General features: G+C 41.5%; 19 protein-coding genes. 1 reads left to right on the top strand and 18 read right to left on the bottom strand.

The annotated features are described in order from the left end of the window. Positions 1 to 95 precede the first annotated feature (95 nt). Positions 96 to 542, top strand: coding sequence for a DUF3102 domain-containing protein (locus BUB11_RS29020; protein WP_242947420.1), 447 nt, complete (start codon positions 96 to 98; stop codon positions 540 to 542). A 222-nt stretch (positions 543 to 764) separates the two neighbouring features. On the opposite strand, the gene BUB11_RS27405 is transcribed toward BUB11_RS29020, so the two are convergent. From BUB11_RS27405 to BUB11_RS01905, 18 genes are all read right to left on the bottom strand, one after another. After that, on the bottom strand, positions 765 to 917 hold the full coding sequence (locus BUB11_RS27405; RefSeq protein ID WP_159436889.1) for a hypothetical protein: 153 nt from the start codon (positions 915 to 917) through the stop codon (positions 765 to 767). 190 nt (positions 918 to 1,107) lie between these two features. After that, positions 1,108 to 2,763 carry a glutamine--tRNA ligase/YqeY domain fusion protein gene (locus BUB11_RS01985; RefSeq protein ID WP_073027452.1) on the bottom strand — a complete coding sequence of 552 codons (1,656 nt, stop codon included), beginning with the start codon at positions 2,761 to 2,763 and terminating at the stop codon, positions 1,108 to 1,110. Positions 2,764 to 3,110: 347 nt separating this feature from the next. Next, positions 3,111 to 4,121: a GGDEF domain-containing response regulator gene (locus tag BUB11_RS01980; RefSeq protein WP_073027450.1), complete on the bottom strand. Its 1,011-nt coding sequence runs from the start codon at positions 4,119 to 4,121 to the stop codon at positions 3,111 to 3,113. A 124-nt stretch (positions 4,122 to 4,245) separates the two neighbouring features. Continuing rightward, positions 4,246 to 4,491 (bottom strand): hypothetical protein, encoded by a 246-nt coding sequence (locus BUB11_RS01975; RefSeq protein ID WP_073027448.1) that lies wholly within the window; start codon positions 4,489 to 4,491, stop codon positions 4,246 to 4,248. 153 nt (positions 4,492 to 4,644) lie between these two features. Then, positions 4,645 to 5,412, bottom strand: coding sequence for a polysaccharide deacetylase family protein (locus tag BUB11_RS01970; RefSeq protein WP_073027446.1), 768 nt, complete (start codon positions 5,410 to 5,412; stop codon positions 4,645 to 4,647). 192 nt (positions 5,413 to 5,604) lie between these two features. Continuing rightward, on the bottom strand, positions 5,605 to 5,892 hold the full coding sequence (locus BUB11_RS01965; protein WP_073027444.1) for a hypothetical protein: 288 nt from the start codon (positions 5,890 to 5,892) through the stop codon (positions 5,605 to 5,607). A gap of 874 nt (positions 5,893 to 6,766) precedes the next feature. Then, positions 6,767 to 7,528 carry a hypothetical protein gene (locus BUB11_RS01960; RefSeq protein ID WP_073027443.1) on the bottom strand — a complete coding sequence of 254 codons (762 nt, stop codon included), beginning with the start codon at positions 7,526 to 7,528 and terminating at the stop codon, positions 6,767 to 6,769. Positions 7,529 to 7,646: 118 nt separating this feature from the next. Then, positions 7,647 to 7,892: a hypothetical protein gene (locus BUB11_RS01955; RefSeq protein WP_073027441.1), complete on the bottom strand. Its 246-nt coding sequence runs from the start codon at positions 7,890 to 7,892 to the stop codon at positions 7,647 to 7,649. Positions 7,893 to 7,917: 25 nt separating this feature from the next. After that, on the bottom strand, positions 7,918 to 8,247 hold the full coding sequence (locus tag BUB11_RS01950; RefSeq protein WP_073027439.1) for a hypothetical protein: 330 nt from the start codon (positions 8,245 to 8,247) through the stop codon (positions 7,918 to 7,920). A gap of 103 nt (positions 8,248 to 8,350) precedes the next feature. Then, positions 8,351 to 9,511: a DUF7005 family protein gene (locus BUB11_RS01945; RefSeq protein WP_073027438.1), complete on the bottom strand. Its 1,161-nt coding sequence runs from the start codon at positions 9,509 to 9,511 to the stop codon at positions 8,351 to 8,353. Between the two features lie 238 nt (positions 9,512 to 9,749). Next, a complete protein-coding gene (locus tag BUB11_RS01940) occupies positions 9,750 to 10,184 on the bottom strand; it encodes a hypothetical protein (RefSeq protein WP_073027436.1) in 435 nt (144 codons plus the stop codon). Further along, a complete protein-coding gene (locus BUB11_RS01935; RefSeq protein WP_242947419.1) occupies positions 10,153 to 10,746 on the bottom strand; it encodes a sigma-70 family RNA polymerase sigma factor in 594 nt (197 codons plus the stop codon). The genes BUB11_RS01940 and BUB11_RS01935 overlap by 32 nt, the downstream gene beginning before the upstream one ends. 144 nt (positions 10,747 to 10,890) lie before the next feature. Beyond that, positions 10,891 to 11,241 (bottom strand): hypothetical protein, encoded by a 351-nt coding sequence (locus BUB11_RS01930; RefSeq protein WP_073027434.1) that lies wholly within the window; start codon positions 11,239 to 11,241, stop codon positions 10,891 to 10,893. A gap of 139 nt (positions 11,242 to 11,380) precedes the next feature. After that, positions 11,381 to 12,136, bottom strand: coding sequence for a QueT transporter family protein (locus BUB11_RS01925; RefSeq protein WP_073027432.1), 756 nt, complete (start codon positions 12,134 to 12,136; stop codon positions 11,381 to 11,383). 1 nt (position 12,137) lies between these two features. Continuing rightward, complete coding sequence (locus BUB11_RS01920; RefSeq protein ID WP_073027431.1) at positions 12,138 to 13,067, bottom strand: DMT family transporter; 930 nt, start codon at positions 13,065 to 13,067, stop codon at positions 12,138 to 12,140. A 140-nt stretch (positions 13,068 to 13,207) separates the two neighbouring features. Then, entirely contained in the window at positions 13,208 to 14,395 is a 1,188-nt protein-coding gene (locus BUB11_RS01915; protein ID WP_073027429.1) for an ABC transporter substrate-binding protein, read from the bottom strand. After that, the gene (locus tag BUB11_RS01910; protein WP_073027428.1) at positions 14,367 to 16,547 is read right to left on the bottom strand and encodes an NHLP bacteriocin export ABC transporter permease/ATPase subunit; all 2,181 of its coding nucleotides are present in this window, start codon (positions 16,545 to 16,547) and stop codon (positions 14,367 to 14,369) included. The genes BUB11_RS01915 and BUB11_RS01910 overlap by 29 nt, the downstream gene beginning before the upstream one ends. Before the next feature lie 12 nt (positions 16,548 to 16,559). Beyond that, on the bottom strand, positions 16,560 to 18,710 hold the full coding sequence (locus BUB11_RS01905; RefSeq protein WP_073027426.1) for an NHLP family bacteriocin export ABC transporter peptidase/permease/ATPase subunit: 2,151 nt from the start codon (positions 18,708 to 18,710) through the stop codon (positions 16,560 to 16,562). Between the last annotated feature and the right edge of the window lie 13 nt (positions 18,711 to 18,723).

Raw genomic sequence — 18,723 nt, 5'->3', positions numbered from 1 at the left:
ATTCACAGCAGATCCTAATTCAAAGGCCGCCTACATCTTAGATGCAGGCGACCTTAAGTGCATTTGATTTGAAATAAGCTGTAAGTAATTAGGGCTTGCTAACCAACCCCCTTTTTCTCTTAGGCAGCCAGAATATTACGATTTTCCGCCTTAATATCCAACTCAGACTTTGGTCAATCCGACAAGGGTGGATTGGCGCTATAGCCCTCACGCTTGTATGGGGCTCGGCATATCCTATAGCGGGATCTGAAAAGACATTCCATAAAGGGATTGGCAACCGGTATGAGGATGGAAATTTCAACAGGACGCCTGAGCAAATCCCTTCCGAGGTTAACTTTATCAAGGAACAAAGCAGCAAAATGCTGCTTGGCAACGCCGTTGGGATCGGAGGTTGTTTGACAGAAACCAAAGAGCTGGTACCCCATGGGGAGTGGCTCAAATGGCTGACTGAATCAGTGAGTTACTCCCCCCGTCGGGGAAGAGAGGGCAAATGGTGCATCGATGCACCATTTGATTTTAACTCCACGTACACGGTTTTTTGACGCCGAAGGCTATTTTTTCATGCACATATTAGGCAAAACTACTCGCAAACCCTTGCAAACTCTATACTTTTCGATAAATTATCAAACCCTAATTAGAACGTTCTTACCTTACCATGAAGCAGTATTAAAGCTTTTGTAAATGCTGCTATAAATAGCAAAAGAGCAGAGACAAATTTCTTTTTTGTCTCTGCTCTTAAATACATACTTTACTGTTTTAAATAATCAAGAAAACGTCAGCTCTTTGACCTCAGAATTTCTAAGTTTCTGCTGACTGAGCCCGATAGAATCATCTAATGGATTAGTTAGAGTACCATTTTCATTGCCTTCATCCACCTTGGCTTCGCCCTGATCAGGTACAAATTCTTCGTTAGGCATACCTTACCCCCTTTAATATAGTTCCTTCCAGTATCCCCAATAATACTAAAAAAACCCTGATTTATGGGTAAAGTTAGATATGCTTAATAAAAGAAAATATTTTTATTGTCAGAACCCTCACTTAGGGCTTTCATAAAAAACCGCTAAAATCCCCCGCTATGAAGGAAGCGAGGAGAATCTTTAGCTTTTTTTATTTAGTTAATTGAAAGGAACTCTTTAAGGATACAATTCTATTAAAAACAAGCTTCTCCTGTTTAGAACTTATAGGATCGACGTTAAAGTAGCCATGCCTAAAGAATTGGAATTTATCTTGGGGCTTCGACCCCTTAATATTCGGCTCAACAAAGCCTTGAACTATCTCTAAAGACTGGGGATTAATATGCTCTATAAATGAGCTCTCGTCGTCCTCATCTTGATCTAAAATCAAAGGTTCATATAATCTAAACTCTGCAGGTACGGCTTGCGCGGCATCCACCCAGTGGATCGTACCTTTGACCTTTCTTCCCGTGAAACCTGATCCACTCCTAGTCTCAGGATCATACGTACAATGCAGTTCAATGACTTTCCCACTCTGATCCTTAACTATATTATTGCATTTAATAAAATAAGCATTTTTCAGCCGGACTTCGTTTCCAGGGAAAAGCCTAAAATATTTTGAAGGTGGGTTTTCCATGAAATCATCTTGCTCAATATAAATTTCGCGTGAAAAAGGAATTTGCCGAGTACCCATTTCCGGGTTTTCCGAATTAATTTCAGCTTCTAACATTTCCACTTGGTCTTCCGGATAATTTGTAATGATAACCTTTAGCGGCTCAAGAACAGCCATCGTTCTCGGTGCTTTGAGCTTCAAGTCTTCTCGAATAAAAAACTCAAGCATTTTGCTGTCCACAACACTGTCAGCTTTCGCTACCCCAATTTCACGGGCGAAGCTGCGAATCGCTTCTGGCGTATACCCTCTGCGCCGAAGTCCTGAGATGGTAGGCATCCTTGGATCGTCCCATCCATCTACGACATGCTCGTCGACCAGTTGCTTAAGCTTCCGCTTACTCATAACGGTATTGGTAATGTTTAAACGGGCAAATTCGTATTGATGAGGTATCTCTTGCATTTCACATTCTCGTATAACCCAATCATACAGGGGACGATGATCCTCAAATTCCATCGTACAAATAGAGTGAGTAACTCCTTCTATGGCGTCTTCCAACGGATGTGCAAAATCATACATTGGGTAAATACACCACTTATCTCCAGTATTATGATGAGTTGCATGAGCAATTCTGTATAGCACAGGGTCACGCATATTGATATTGGGAGAAGCCATATCTATCTTAGCGCGTAAGACTTTTTGGCCATCTTTAAATTCGCCTTTGCGCATACGTTCAAATAACACCAAATTTTCTTCTGCGGACCTGTCTCGATAAGGGCTTTTTTGTCCCACCTCTATCAGAGATCCGCGCATTTTGCGAATTTCCTCGGCTGTAGAATCACAAACATAGGCCATACCTTTTTTGATTAGAAGCACGGCGCGATTATACATTTCCTCAAAATAATCTGAGGCAAAAAACAAATTGTCCCATTCATATCCCAGCCACAATACATCTTCCTTGATAGATTCTACGTATTCTGTGTCCTCTTTCACCGGATTAGTATCATCAAAACGCAGATTAGTCTTACCCTTAAATTCATCTGCCAATTCAAAATTGAGAATAATGGATTTAGCGTGTCCAATATGTAAATATCCATTGGGCTCCGGTGGGAACCGTGTGATAATATGATCGACTTTACCTGATTTAAAATCCTCGTTTACAATATTCTTAAGAAAATTCGAGGAGGACTTGTTTTCCATCCTTTATCAACCTTTCTGCTATGCTGATCCTACTTCTGCCAAATTTAACCTTACCCTACATAATACTGCATACCTAGTGAAAGTTCAACTTTTACCTTAAAATAACATCACTACCACATAATAGATGACGGTGCCTAGATATAATGGTTGTCCATATCAACAGATCAAACTTGATTTTATTACGATCAAGAACGGACGAAAATATTTAAAATATTATTCTTGCATCGATACTCATACTATCGCAGGGGCAATTCCAGTACCTGGTATATATTGGAGATATTATTATCTCAATACTAACCGATTATACAATAATATGAATTCTCTTCTTACATAGAAAGGAAATTTATTTATAACGTTTTTAAAAAATCAGTGTATTTTTCAATCCATTCCACGTTCAACCTATTGCGACCTTCATGTTTTGAACGATAGAGGGCCCGATCAGCAGCCAAAATCAATTCCTTCGGTGTCTTGGCTTGTTCCGAGAATCCGGTTACGACCCCAAGGCTCACTGTAACATAATCCGCGCAGGGAGAATTAATATGCGCAATACGCGCCTGCTCAATACAATATCGCAATTCCTTAGCTATTATCTCAGCTCCTACATCGTCCGTGTTAGGCAGGATCACTGCAAACTCTTCCCCTCCATAACGTGCCGGGATATCACCTGGACGCTTTAAGGTCTTCTTAAGAATAGATGCTACCTCCCGTAGACAATCATCTCCTTTAATGTGACCGTAGGTATCGTTAAAGGCCTTGAAGTAGTCGATATCGAGCATAATCAAAGAAAGCGGAGTTTTTTCCCGTTTGGCCCGCCTGCTCTCTTGCAGCAATTCCTGATCAAAAAAACGGCGGTTAGCTATCCCTGTCAAGCCATCTAAAAATGATAAACGCTGTAACCTCTCATTTGCCTCTTGCAATTGGCGTGTGACCTCAAGCAACTCAATTTCTCGAGCTTTTCGACGACCTGTTTCATGTTTCAGTCTCAAGGCTGAACTCACTCTCGCTAATAGTTCCATTCTATCGAAAGGTTTCTTAATGAAGTCCATCGCACCGGCTGAAAAAGCCAGTTGCAGATTTTCTTTTTTCATTGTAGTGGTCACCATGATAACCGGTATATCTGCCAGCCATTCTCTCTTCTTAACATTTCGGCAGGCCTCAATTCCATCAATATCTGGCATTATAATCTCCATTAGGATTAAATCGATCTCGACTATCCCTCGATCTGAATAACTATCGACTAACTCATAGAGTTCCCTTGCCGAATTAACCGTGATAACCTCTGAATAGCCTGACGTAATAAGAAAAGCCTTGATTACTTCTAGACTTAGAGTTGAATCATCAACAATAACTATAGCCATTTCGATGGCCCTCCTCCTGCTTGACCAAGCTTGACTTATACTCGAAAGGTCAGTTCCAGCAACTCCTCAGCACTGACGTGCACTACGCTCCACAGACTCTCCAAGGGGTAACCCTCCTACGCCTCTATTCCGCTTTTATGAGTTTATTCACATAGTACCCACCTGCAACATCATCTAGCTCATCATCTGACAACTTGCATATCGTTAAGGTCATTGCTTCAAAAAGCTCTGTCGCTCCTGCCTTATCCAGAGCCACATCCTGCTCTATGGCCACTGCCAGCAGTTCCTCAGCGCTTTTGCACTTTATCGCCATCTTAAAAAGCTCGTCCCTCTTTTCTCCTAAACCTTCAACAATCTTTTTTATATCCATTTTGACTTCCTCTTCCCTATCAGAATCACTCTATGCTCCGCTGCCAGTCCATGGTGAATCTATGTCTGTTTACTCCCCCCTGCTACGCAGTCCAACTGCTCATACGTCAGTTGCTTTCTTATATCTTGGAGGATCTTGCTAACTTTTCAGGCTTCAGCAGTTCTGGGACTTTATACTTTCGGAGAAATCGGGATTCAGTATGTCCTCTAAAGACTTATAATCCATCTCCATTTCCAGATGGTCCCCTACTGCATGTGGTACTTCAACGCTCACTCCCAGAGTATCTTTTGTAAAATAAAACTTTGCAGAGTGCTGCTTAAAACTTTCTTCCAGGTCCTTGCTGCTGAAATCACTTAATACGTCCTTAAGGACACCTCCCGAATTCAGATCTAAATCCGAGCCATAGGCTATATATTTACCATCTGTGAACTTATTGATAAAGCCATCGCCCATAGTTACTACATCGCTCAAGGTTAGGTTTTTTTCTTTTCTAAGATCGATATTAGCAGTCTGAATTAAGTTGACAGGATAGGCAGAGTCTTTTACTGAGCTTGTTCCCAAGTACTGAATACTGAGTAAGTCTGTTCCTTTATACTTTATCTCGAAGTCCATATCCAACTTCAAACTGCTTATGTCATCCTTATAATTATCCAGAACTTCCAATGCCGATGCCATTATAAGTTTGTTGACGATTTCCTCTTTACCACTGTCACTTAAATTACTTATTTGCGGATAATTAATCATGATAGTCTTGTCCCTAAAGGTTGCCTTGACAATGTCATACTTGTCAGTACTGGTGGTACTAAACTTCTCTTGGACCTTATTCGTGTTATTGCTGGACAGTACAATATCTTTCTTATCACCGCACCCATTAATCATCATAGCTAGGAATAAGAGCGAAATCAGAGCCCATTTCTTCATTACTTTACATCCTTCTTTATCAGTACGTATTAAATCTACTACCCACAATTGTAAGTTCGACTATCTTCCATGGTCATTAAACAATTTATGCGCCTTCCAAGTCCCTCTCAATCGCAAAGAAAAAGGGTTAAGCCGTCTTCTGAAAACTGGAGCAAATGATGTTCTTTAGGTAAGATGGACCGGACAGTCTGATTACCCTATGTTATTATGCTTATCCGATGGGTAATCTCCGTACTCACGAGCCGACTTCTCACCCTTATCGAAGAACCCGCCTGCAACACTATCAAGCTCGTCATCCGACAGCTCACCAGTCTTTAACTGCATTAATTCTAAAAGTACCGTCGCGCTGTCCCTGTCAAGAGTCAGTCCATTTTCCACAGCCAAGGCCATTAATTCCTCAGCAGTTGTGCATTGCGTCCCTTTTATCAGCAGTTCCTCCTTCTTTTCCCCTAGACTTTCCATAAATTTGTTGATATCCATACTCTTGCCTCCCAATTATTGCTTTATATCAACCTCAGATCTTAATCTTATCTGCTGAAGTTTACGTAAATTAATACTTTAATCTTAAGTTTCTATTACATAGTTTTGCGAACTTTTTATCTCATTTAATTTAATATAATGGGCACCCAAATTCTTGAGTGCCTTTTAAACAGGAACTTGTGACCTACCCTTATAGTTTGCCTTGTTTATGCAGAATGTCTCCCATTTCAGAAACAAGTTTCCCAAATATTCGACCAAGTTAAAAACTCTCTAATTTTCAAACGGAACAATTTCCTGAAATAAACCATTCTACATTTTTCTTATATTTCCTTTTAAAAATTAGAAAATAAGTCAAAAAGGCCGAGAAATGATCATGATTGTTGAAATTATTCACCAACTTTAATCTCATAATGATTCTGCACTTTTATGCTTTCAGCAAGCGCTCCTATGAAACTATGTATTAACTTTTACATTTTATGGTTCTTGTCAAAAACTACAGCAGACACTTTCCTATAATCGGTTCCTGTCAAGACCCTTTCCATAAATGCAGACCATTTACTGCTGCAGTGCTCATCATTGGCCTAGCGGATAAGAGAATCCCATCCTTTGTCAAACCATGATGAACATTATATTTAAGCTTCCCATTACATAATTTAGGAATATTCTTTCAGCACATTTCATTTATTCATTCTAATTAATAAGAACTATTTACAACAACCCCTATCAATTTTTATTCTCCGCTATTTATCAGCAACCCAAAAGATTTTTCAAGTAACAACACTTTCCCCCAATTTGTGCTTTCAACTAGTACAAGCAGACCTTTACAACTTATTTGCAAAAGACTGCTTGTATCAATTTATTACTGTGCTTCCAGTCATTTTATAAAATCCTGTGTAGAGTAAGTAAATTCCACCCTTGCAGTGGCACCTTTTTCAACTAAAAACTCACTCAAGCCATATTCTGTGCCGTTATCTGCCCAGTCATATGTATATCCCAATCTTGTCCAGGGGTAGGCATCTTCGAAATAGGAAGTTACTATGTTTGAATCGAACCATTGCATAAAATTCTTATCCACATTTTCAGCAAATTTCACGTTGGTAACATCATTTCTAACTTCACATGAGTATGCAGGCCGTTTAATTTTATCGATTGGTACCCACATAGCTGTAAAATGCGTATATTTTGAGTCGGGTGGCAGGCCAATCAGTTCTTTAAACCTCAAATTCCAATCTGATACACCATTTTCATTGCTTTTATACCATCTGACCATTTCCTTATCGGTAAATGTCCAAACTGCCCCATATTTTAGTGTGACTTGTTGACCGGCAAGATAACTGTCAGGATATTTATGCCAAGTGACAAGTAATACCTCATTTTTATCATTTAACGTTACCAAATCATTGTCCTTTGTTAGTTTTAAGACGGGTAAGATTTCTTCCGGTTCAATGGTCATTGCGTCTTTCACCGCTTGAGTATATAAATATTCTGATGATTTTTGTATGGCAGACGATGAATTCTGAATTGCTGCTTGGGAATTCGAGAATGTACTTACGCAAATTGTGCCGCCGATACTAATTACGACAAGTAAAATTGCAGCAAGCGGAGAAAATAATTTTTGCGTTAAGAAATTTTTCATAAGATAACCCACTTTATAAATTCAATTCTATCAGAAATTTACAGTTTGTTCTACTTGAGGTATTAAAACCCAGACTTGAAATAACACTTACTTACCTCCATTGAAACACCATACCCTGCTAAAATCTCTTAGCACAAGGTTCCCCACACTTTTCACACCTTTGAGATTGTATAGAAAAGCTGGTTTTGTGGTTGTTAGGTAATGTAGGAATAAGCCTATAGGTTCCACCACATTTTGTGCAAAGAACACCTGAATTAGAAGTTCCTCCGGCTACAGCGTCAAGCACGTCATCGATTATTTCACTATCGCTCAACTCTTCCCTTTGTTCTTTGGCTACGTTTTCCAATAATTCTTTGCGAGTCATAATTCCACTTCCCTTCGACTTGTTGTTAACAAGGCCTTGCATTTAATCCAGAGGCGGCATCACACCACTTACAAATAATACGCCCAGATAAAGTATCCCGCCCACAAAATATACACTTTGCCCTTTCATTGTCGTAGTTCACACCACCTCCAACGCTTTCGAGCTCTTCATCCGACAGCTTTCCTTTCGGTAAATGCATTAATTCAAGAATCTTTACTGCTCCTTCGCGATCCAGAGTCACGCTATACTCCACGGCCAGGGCAAGCAGTTCCTCGGCACTTGTGCACTGCGCTCCCTTTCTGAAAAACTCTTCCTTCTGTTCACCTAGACTTTCGATTAAATCTTTGATATCCATTTTGCTTCCTCCTCAGTCATAATTCACATCAAATACTAGGGCAATTCAGCTAGAACTCTTGCCATCTATATAGTTTTGGGCTGTTTTGGAAGGTTTTTGTTAGTCAAGCTTCCATTCTACCCCTAGTCATTGTGTCTAAATTGGTCTCAATTAACAACTCGCTTTCACTGGACGCTAATTCCTCTAGGGTTAATTGAGCCAAGGCTAACAGCATTTTAGTGCGTCCTCCTGGAAGATCAATTTTATCCCGGAAGCGCCTATGAAAAATTTCTAACCTCTCCGCAGAAGCCTTAACTAATTGCTTAAGAATCTCGAAAGCGCCGGCAGATAATGGTGGTGTTCCTCGATAATTATTAATCCTTCCCCCCGCTCTGTGCAAAGGAAAGTCTTCTAGCCCGACAAAGCGCAAGAACCAGTCCGCTCGATAGGTTTTCATAGCAGCAGTTATACCCATGTAATCGGCGATTAGCTCATCCAACATGTTATTACGCATTGAAGAGAAAACTCTGCGTGTAAAATAATGTGCACACTCATGTTCACGCCTAATAACTAGAGAAGCCTCTCTCCATTCCTCAGACGAGATTCCTAGTTCTGAGGCCTGAACAGCACTATAAAAGCCATTGCTTAAAATTATGAAACGATCTTGATACAGCTCTTTTTGGGGAATTAAGCGCCGAAACTCCTGCTGCCAATTTTCTCCACCCCATTTTCTCTCTTTGCCCTCCCACATCCTACGATAGTCTCTGACCCGTCCCCAATTGTTATAGCCAGAGATTATCAGGGCCCCCATAGAATCTGGTATTGGCTGAGGTTCATTTTTCATGGCGAGTGCCCTGACCAGTGACACAAAATCATTGCGGTGCCGGGTAATTATAAGCGGGATTTTGCCGGCAGACGATGAATGTATAACCAAATCTAATAATTCTGACTTTTCAAAATGGAGTCCGGCTTCCCCTGCAGTCAAATCCTTTCCGGCATTAACAACGGCCTTATAACCTTCGGTTGCACTGATACCCTCATGAATCGGAAATTGAAACTGGACTAAATTTTCACGCAGAGTCGCATAGACCCCCTTCGATTTTGCCTCCAAGGCATACTTTTCCCAGGCAGCTACAAAAGGTTCGTCGGAAAGAGGAAAACTCAAAGTCTCAGCATTGTCCTCTCTATGAAAAACATTTTTATTATAATGAAGAAGTTCCGTTATTTCTGCCGCAGTTGCTCCAAGTTCTTGAAGCACATTTCTTCTCACTATTTTTTTGTCCATTTATTTCCTTTCTAGCTGTTTTCCACATCTCAAACTCAAATAATAAATTTTTGCTTTTATTTTCTATGAGTTAATACGTAAGAGCAAAGTTATCATTACACTCTTAGTAGATTTCTTTAATTGCAAATCCCGCGCTTAAATGTTTCTGACAATACATAAAGCATGTATCGTTTTTTGTTGCTCGATGTTAAGGAAGTCGTTGTAGTGGCAAAACAACCTGTTTGATTTATCAGTGAGTTCACTTATGGCTTGAACGAGGATGCCCGCAAAATGAACAATTGTCACAGTCAATTGTTGCTGATGATCGTTGGCAACCACACAACAAACAGCCCTTATCATTCGTCGGTTGACCTATCCCCCCCCCAGCGGCTAGTTCCAATTCGTCGTCACTTAGTTCAGCGTCAAAATGTGATTGATCATTCGTTGAATCAGGTTTTTGCTCTGGAAACTTTTGCAGCAAGCGTTGTAAAAGACTATTTTTAATTCGACTCTCGCCTGAAAAATCCGCACTTTTCACAATCCCTGCCAATTCAAGCAGGGGCGCCAGCTCTCCCAAAACCTCTTTCTCTTCCACATGAGTTAGCAATTTTAATTCGGTTTCACTTTCAATTGTCATAAGATTACTTCGTTCCAACTCCAAATTAAAGTGTTCTGCATAGCGACTTTCTCTCATTGGACTCCTCCCCTCCAGACCCTATACTCGAATACAACCGCCCCATTGCCCGATAAAGTATCACGCCCACATTACTTTCACTGACCCCGATCAGCTTGGCAATACTGCGGTTTTTTAACCCTGACCAAAACTTAAGGGCAATAATGTGACGTTCTCTTTCGCTTAATTCGCCTAAGGCTTCTAAGAGTTTACTTCTTAATTCATTTTCAACAAAGGCTTCTCCCAAATCCTGAGATATTGAAGCAATCTCACCATAGGCCTCAAGGGAAGACAATTGGTTTTTCTCCCTATTTCGAAAATAGTCGGTTATTACATTATGGGCAATAGCAAATAGCCAAGCAGTAAAATTCCCTTTTTCCGGCCTGAAAAGTCTGATGTTTTTAAGTACTTTTTCGAAAATCACGCTGATTAAGTCGTCGGTGGTTTCAGGGTCCTTCACTCGATAACGAACATAGTTATAAATTCTCGTAAAATAGATTTCATAGATTGCAGCAAAGGCTTGCGGATCTCGGCGGGCTTTAACTGCCAACTCTGACATATCAGCTTGTACTATTGAGTTCAACTCCTTTCACCCCCTTTGGTTCTATTAAGCGACTGTCTTTCAACAGGTCTTTATAACTTCTGCTTTCATTTCTTACCCTAAGTTAGGAGGCATAGTTCGCCCACCATGCCTCCTAAGACTGCTAATTGGTCTGATAAACCTTTTCTAGCGAGTTACAGGTCCAGCCTTAGCTCCACAATCAGCACATGTAGGATCGGGTAGTCTCAAATAATGACTTCCGCAGTTTTTACATGTAAAATATTCTCTATAATAAACATTCTCTCTAACCTTTGTACGAAATCCACCACCCGCGACACTATCGAGCTCTTCATCCGTCAACTTGCCTATCGTTACCTGCTTTGCTTCCAAAAGTTCTGTTGCTCCTGCCCCATCCAAAGTTAATCCATACTCTACGGCCAGTGCAAGCAGCTCATCGACACTCGTGCACATTGCTCCCTTTTTAAGAAGCTCCTCCTTGTTTTCTCCCAGACTTTCAATAAAATTATTAATATTCATTTGACTTCCTCCTTCAGTTAAATGTGTCCAACAACAGATTCTTTGTCTGCCGCAGATTCGGTTTTACTTTCTATGAGTGAATACTTATTACTTTAAGTTCTATTACACATCTTTTTACATATTTCTTTAATCTTTTTGCTTATTCATCCCTAATACCTACAAACCCTATCAAAGCAATCGTAAAAATCCCGCCAATTATCCCCATCACCAACGATGAGGACATTCTTAAACCAATGGAAATCATCCCCATCAAGGCCAATTCACTCAAAACAAGTGCACCCAAGAGCGCATATTTTAAAGAAAGATACCCCTGTCCTTTATGGTTTCGCAGGCTTCTAATTGGCATGGTAATTTTGAGCTTGCTCTCTTCCGATGTGAGGACAATAAAAACCGGCAAGCCTATTAGAAGCGGAAATCCAACATCGTTGAATATAATAATCCAAAATAAATTTGGCATCCACATGCCAAACAAGAAATCCCAACCGCAGGCGATAATTATAGCGGATGCAATAGCGGCAATTGTCGAAATCAAAATATACTTGATAATATTTTTATAGCTTTTTACATTGGGCATTTCCTTGCTGCCTGAGATATGCCACAATTTATAAGGCAAATAAGCAGCCAAGAAATTGCCAATGAAGCCTAAGAGAGACCCTTTAGTAAAAGTTCCAAACAAATCAGCGATCAGATTACCGATTCCGCAGCCCCATGCTGCAGCAGGACCTAGAAGAAGCCCAGCTACAACGGGCACAGCATTGACTGGTCGCACCTCAGTAAACCCTTCAATAAGTACCATCACCTTAAAGGGGACAGCCATCCCGATAAACACCAGCACACACAGACCTATTTGTAATAGCTTCTGTTTTGATCTAAAGGGAGATAATAGTTCGTTCATTTTAGCCCCCCATAGCAGAATCGGTCAGAGAGGTTGCTTGATCCATTCTGTTCTTTCTACTTAAAAAGTTGGTCCCAGCAAAAATTGCCCCTACCAGAATAAAAGAAACCCCGATCACATTATTCATGGTCAAGACTTCTGTTTTCCCAAAAGTATTAGGGATAAGTAATGCTAACACCATTGTCACCACAGGCTCAGTGGACGCCATAATGGTTACTGTAATGGGAGAAGCATATTTTTGACTATACATAAGCATGATATAAGCATAGGCCTTGGCAAAAAACGCCAGCATGAAAATATTCGCCAGTATTTCGTTTGTGTACACAATCGAAAAAAAGGTTCTCGGTTCTTCGATAAACCACAACCCAAAACCGATAAGCGCCGTAAAAAACATCTGCCCGATCCCTAGCAACAAGGGATCACTTTTTTTGGTAAAATCGTCAACGATAATAATATAAACTGCCATAAAGAGACAGGCTGCCGTCATGGCAAGAACCCCGTAATTCACTGTCTCTCCCAGCTTGATTCCACTAGTGAAAATAAGACCGGTTAAGATAATTATTATGCCTGCCACGTTGTTTAGACTGGGTTTTCGCTTAAATATCAGCAACAAAAGCGGGACGAACACAATGTTTAAGGATGCAATAAAACTAGCCGCAGAGGCTGGTATCTTCGCTATGCCAAGTCGTTCAAAGACTAAATTCCCGCAGATAATCCCTGCTAAAATCAAACTTCTCCACAGAGTCTGCTTATCAAAATCCTTTAATCTTTTAATGAAAACAAGCGCTAAAATAATGCTGGCAACCGACGTCGTCATAGTCACATAGGCAAAAGCCGAAATAGAGTCAGGGATATTTTTGATAAATATATAAGAGGATGCCCAGCATAGTGTGATGGAAAACAGCACAATATTGGATTCCGCCTTAGTCATTATTTTTCACCCCCTCTTAAACCTTGGTAGTTAACCCTTGTCTTCTTAATGGATTGTCACAACGCCTTTTTTGTTCTTGAAGTCACTTTAGCGCATGATAATAGATTTCCCTCCTCGTAGCGAGTCGGATTTCCACCTTCCTAATTCTTAATCCCTGCAAATTGCCCGTTTCTGCTGACCAACATCTGCAAATCCTGAACATTTACCTTGAGAGCTCCCCCTTCTAAAAAGGCAATAGTTCCGCCTACCCCTTCATACCCTTTGGCGGCATGGAGTATTTCTGATAGTATTTCAGGGTCAGTGCAACCCGTATTAATGCAGGTATCAGTAATGAGTCTCATAGTATCGTAACCTTGCACCGCCCAAATATCGGCTTCCTTATTGAACTTCTGTCTGTATTGTTCTCGAAACTTATTAAGCTTTTCACTTTCCTTAATAATGAGGGTAGATGGGATCACAAGATTTTCTGCATTTTTCTTGTTTTCACTTAATAAATTAGCGGTACTGAATATAGGTTCACCAATTACCGCTAGATTGTTGTCCTTATTCCTGATCATCCCCAGCACTTCATAGGCCCTCTCGGATCCGTATTGGGCGATCACAACACAGTCAACATCTAAGGCCTTCCATCTGCTATAAACCGTTTCAAAATCACTCTGCGAGGAAATATTGGGTACATAGTCCACAACCTTACCTTCCGTACTGGACAAAGCAAGTTCAAAAGCGGTAGCCAGTTCCTCCTGTGAAGTGATTCCATTGTGATAGATGGCAATGCGCTTAAACCCTTTTTGGGCAGCATAGCCCGCCATGGCAGTTCCTAAATCTGCAAAGCTGGGTACATTGCAGAACAGCTTGTTATTCCCTTGATTCATAAGGCTGTCGAAGACACCGTATGGGAAGAATACCAGCTTCCCACCTTCGGAAAGGATACCCGCTGTAGTCTTAGAAACATCAAAATCTTGTAAGTTTATCACCGCTGTCACAGTTTTTTCCGTGCTAAGCCTAGTCGCCATTTCTACCCCTTTATCATAGGACGCCAAATCATCGATGACCTCTGTTTTGACGGTATATCCCTCAGCAGTGTACTCCTTATTCAATACCTCCACCGCTAGTTCAACCCCACTTATAAATGCCCCATCCTCTTTCAACCAGGCTGCATCCCCTAATACCGGAATATAGAGTTCCTTGGGATTGACCTTTTGCTCACTTGCACACCCCATTAGGCTTAGAAGTATAAAACAGATTAAGCCCCAGCCTAAAACCTGCTTTCTTGACAAATTTCCCCTTGCTGCCCTTTGATTAGGCCATTTGTCTGCTTGCAAACTCATGAAAAAGCCCCTCCTTTGCCATTAGTTCTTCAAATGTGCCTTCCTCAACTATCACGCCTCTGTCAAACACTAGAATCTTATCGCACATCTTAATAGTTGAAAGCCTGTGAGCTATCACGATCCGCGTACAGTTTAATGTCGCCAGCGATTCGGAAACAATTTTTTGCGTGATATTGTCCAGGGCAGAAGTGGCTTCATCAAAAAATAGAATCTTAGGCTTGGCCGCAATCGCTCTAGCAATCATAATACGCTGCCTCTGACCCCCAGAAATTCCTCCACTCCCCTCGGAAATCACAGTGTGCATCCCCATCGGCATGGCCAGGATATCCTCCTCAACGCCCGCCATGCGTGCTGCTTGCCATGCATCTTCCAGGGTCAGCCAGGGTGCGGTAACGATGATGTTGGAAAAAATATCTCCAGAAAATAACTTGCCGCTCTGCATCACAACACCCATGTTCTGTCGTACTGAACGAACATCGAGGCTTTCAAGACTAGAACCGTCATAATATACCGCGCCCGATTCAGGTTTCTCAAAGCCTAGTAAAATACGCATCAAAGTAGACTTTCCGCATCCCGTCTTCCCCACAATGCCCACATATTCACCCGGCTTAACTCTCAGGCTTAGATTATTTAGAATTGCCGGTCCGTTCTCAGTATAACGAAATGTTATATTATTCATTTCGATAGAGCCTGACAATCCTGTCACTATCTTCTTAGTCTCGTCAATCTCCGGTACAGTTTCTAAAATAGGTTTTACCATCTCGAGCAAAGGTTTAATATTTGCCAGGCTCATAACAATCTCAGAAAGTTGCAGGATCGCAGCACTTACTGAACCATATGCAACCGTGAAAGCGATATAATTTGAAACGGATACATTAGAGCGGGCGGCAAAATAGTAAAGTATTAAACTCCCGCCCAGAGTAAGGGCTCCTGATACAGCCCCTTGAATCTTCAAAAGAAGCGGTGGAGAATAGGTGACTTTGCCCAAATTTTTATACTTCTCAACCCATTTTGAAAAGACTCTTTTTTCAGCGCCTGCCAGCTTTACCTTCTGAATACCGTTGAATAGTTGGAAAACAAGTCCATTCATTTTTGCTGACAACTTGGTTTGCTTTGTCAATAACCTAATCTGTAATAACCCTGTGAGGATAGTAAATACCAGCATAGAAATTATAATGAGCATAGCGGGCGCAACCAAACTTGAAGCAAAGGTCTGCATCTGAATTATGTACACAAAAGAGAATAGTGCGGTCAGTCCCGATGTCATAACACTATCTGAGAGCATAGAACACAGTTGATTGATACTCATGGTCCTGCTTGACAATTCGCCTGCCGAATAATCCTTAAAAAAGGTCGCTGGCAGAGAAAAGACCCTCGCCATGGCAGCGCTTTGCACGGACATACTAATTTTGTCGCGAAACCGCAAAAGGACGATACTTCTTGTGATTCCAAAAAGCACCGAACCAAGAGTGGCACCAATTAATAAACCTGCCACCGGGAATACATCACTTTTAGTACCCGAAGGAATGACAGAATCAAAAATTTGTTTGCTCATATAAGGAGTAAACATACCAAGCAGGCTAACCAGCAAGCTGGCCCCCAAAACAAGAGCTATATCGGAATGAGAGATTGACCGTAATATATAGAATACCAAATCAGTTATACTCAACTTTTTAGCGGGAAGAGGCCGATAAAAGCAGAATCCCTCATCGTTTAGTTTATCGGCAGTTTTGGCATTCACCTTAACTTTTTTGCCGATATCGGCATCAAAATAGTCATACCCCGATGGAAAGCGGGGCATGATTGCCACTGCCTCGCCCGATATTGTACTGCCCAACAGTGGTCCAGTTCCATCCTTCCACCAACTGCCTTTAAGTTCCACCCGTCGACGCATCACGCCCGATGGGCGCAACATATACTCTAGTTGCTCATTAACATCGGTAACTCCTTCGGGCAATGAAGGTACCTTCACTCGCAAAAAGGTGAGAATTCGCTCGATTTCCCCCTTCACAGCTGGCTGCTTTTCTTTCGACTGAAGTATTTCTTCTCGTTTATTCCCTACAATAACTGCCAGCTCATAAAATGAGCCTTCCATTGCTTTTTGATCATTTTCCAAGCGTTTTTGGAGCTGCTGGTCAAAACTGCGTGTCATTCCCTCACCCCTTTACTCAGTTGTAATGAGCTTTGTGTACATACCCTCTGTTTTTATCAATTCCTCATGTCTGCCACGCTCAACAACCTGGCCTTTATCCAATACGATAATTTCTTCACAATCCCGGATGGTGGAAAGCCTGTGAGCTACAATAATACAGGTAATCCCCCTAGCCTTAATGGAATCCATAATAGTTAGCTCGGTTTTAGCATCCAAAGCGGAAGTAGCCTCGTCGAGTATAATAATGGACGGTTCCAGGGCTAATGCCCTTGCTAGCTCAAAACGCTGACGCTGACCACCGGAAAAGTTTTTGCCACCTTCTTTAATAAGGTGATCATAACCGCCTTCTCGTTGCATAATATCCTCGTGAATCTGAGCATCCTTAGCGGCATTGACAACCGCTACTTGAGAAACAGACGAATCCCACAGGGTAATATTATCTAAAATACTATCTTCAAATAGCACTATATCCTGATCAACGACCGATAAGGAACCAGTGAAGGCACCTCTGTCTATTTCCTCTCTGCGGTATCCATCAAATAGAATCTCACCCGACCATGGCTTGTAAAGCCCAGATATAAGCTTTGCCAGGGTCGACTTTCCACTGCCTGATCCGCCAATCAATGCAACTCGAGAGCCTGGCTTGAGGGTCATACAGAAATTTTCAATCAGAGACGGACTTAATCGATTATATCCAAAGGTCAAATCAGTAATCTCGATAGTCCCAGACAGCTTTTCATAGCTTAACGTCCTTTTCTCGCTTACGGCCTGGTTGTCCTCCACGTCAGTCGGGTAATTCATCACATCTTCCACTCGCTCCATAGATGAGCGCATCTCTTGGAATAGTTGCCCGACATCGACTAATTGATTGACCGGAGAAAGAAACGCTGTCAGAAAAGCCTGAAATGCGATCAAGGTTCCAATCGTAAACTCTCCATCTAAGATCAGGTATACACCAATCATCAATATAGCTGTGTTGGCGAGCTGTTGCAAAAGAGTTGGGACCATTCCTAAATACTGGTTCGTTTTGGCAAGCGCAACCTGGGAATTATTTAGCTTGGCATGATAGCCCGCCCAACGCTCAAAGAAGCCATTTTCGGCACCACTAGCTTTTATTGACTCAATCATTTCTATTCCTGACATGGTCGTTCCAACAAGTTTGCCACCGTCACGCTCCAAAACCCTGCTCATATTCACCCGCTTTTTGGATACAAACCTTAACACCAAAATATTGAGAACAGCGGCTAAAATACCGACAATTGACAGCAGTACACTGTAGCGAAGCATTACCGTCAAAAAGAATACGAGCATGACGACATTGAGAAATACTGGTGCCAGTTTCCCTATCAAGGTATAAGCAATCCGCTCATTGCTGGCCTGTCTCGAGGCAATATCCCCAACAAAACGCTGAGAAAAAAACTCAACCGGCAACCTTAAGACATGCCACATAAACATTGCATTGGCAGTCACTTCAAGCCGTCCTTGGATCTTCAATAGAAAAATTCCTTCTATAACAGCAATCACAAACTGAAAAAGAACTGCCAGCCCTATCGCTATAATAAAGGGCATCAGCCAGTCCGGGTTTTTGCCTGACAAGATATTATCCAGGAAGATCCTTGAAAACACGGGTGTAATCATACCTATACCAGTAGTTAAGATACCCGTTGCAATCACGAAAATAAAGGGTCCTTTCGTTCCCTTCAGCCTCTTTCGGGCAAAGCTCCAGACACTCTTGGGCTTACCTTCCGGTATAAAAGAATCAGTCTTTTCAAATCTAAGGACAATACCTGTAAATGACTTATCGAATTCCTCCATCGAGACCTCAACAGTCCCTTTTGCGGGATCGTTTAAAACTGCCTTGTCCTTCTTAAAACCGTTCAACACTACAAAGTGATTGAAATTCCAGTGGATAATTGCAGGAAAACTAATCGTTCGAAGAGCTATAAGATCCATACGGTACCCTGAGGCCTTAAGTCCATAAGCCCTTGCGGCTCTTAAGATATTCTTTGCACTGCTGCCATCCCTTGACACACCACAATCTAAGCGTACCTGTTCAAGCGGCAACCACTTTCCGAAATATGCCAGCACCATACTAAGGGAAGCCGCCCCACATTCTAGTGCTTCCATCTGCATTACTATCGGGACCTTTGCTATTTTAGGCATGGCGATGGTTCCT

The organism is Desulfosporosinus lacus DSM 15449, from assembly GCF_900129935.1.
In the GTDB taxonomy this organism is placed as follows: domain Bacteria; phylum Bacillota; class Desulfitobacteriia; order Desulfitobacteriales; family Desulfitobacteriaceae; genus Desulfosporosinus; species Desulfosporosinus lacus.
This window is presented reverse-complemented; position numbering and strand designations above follow the sequence as displayed.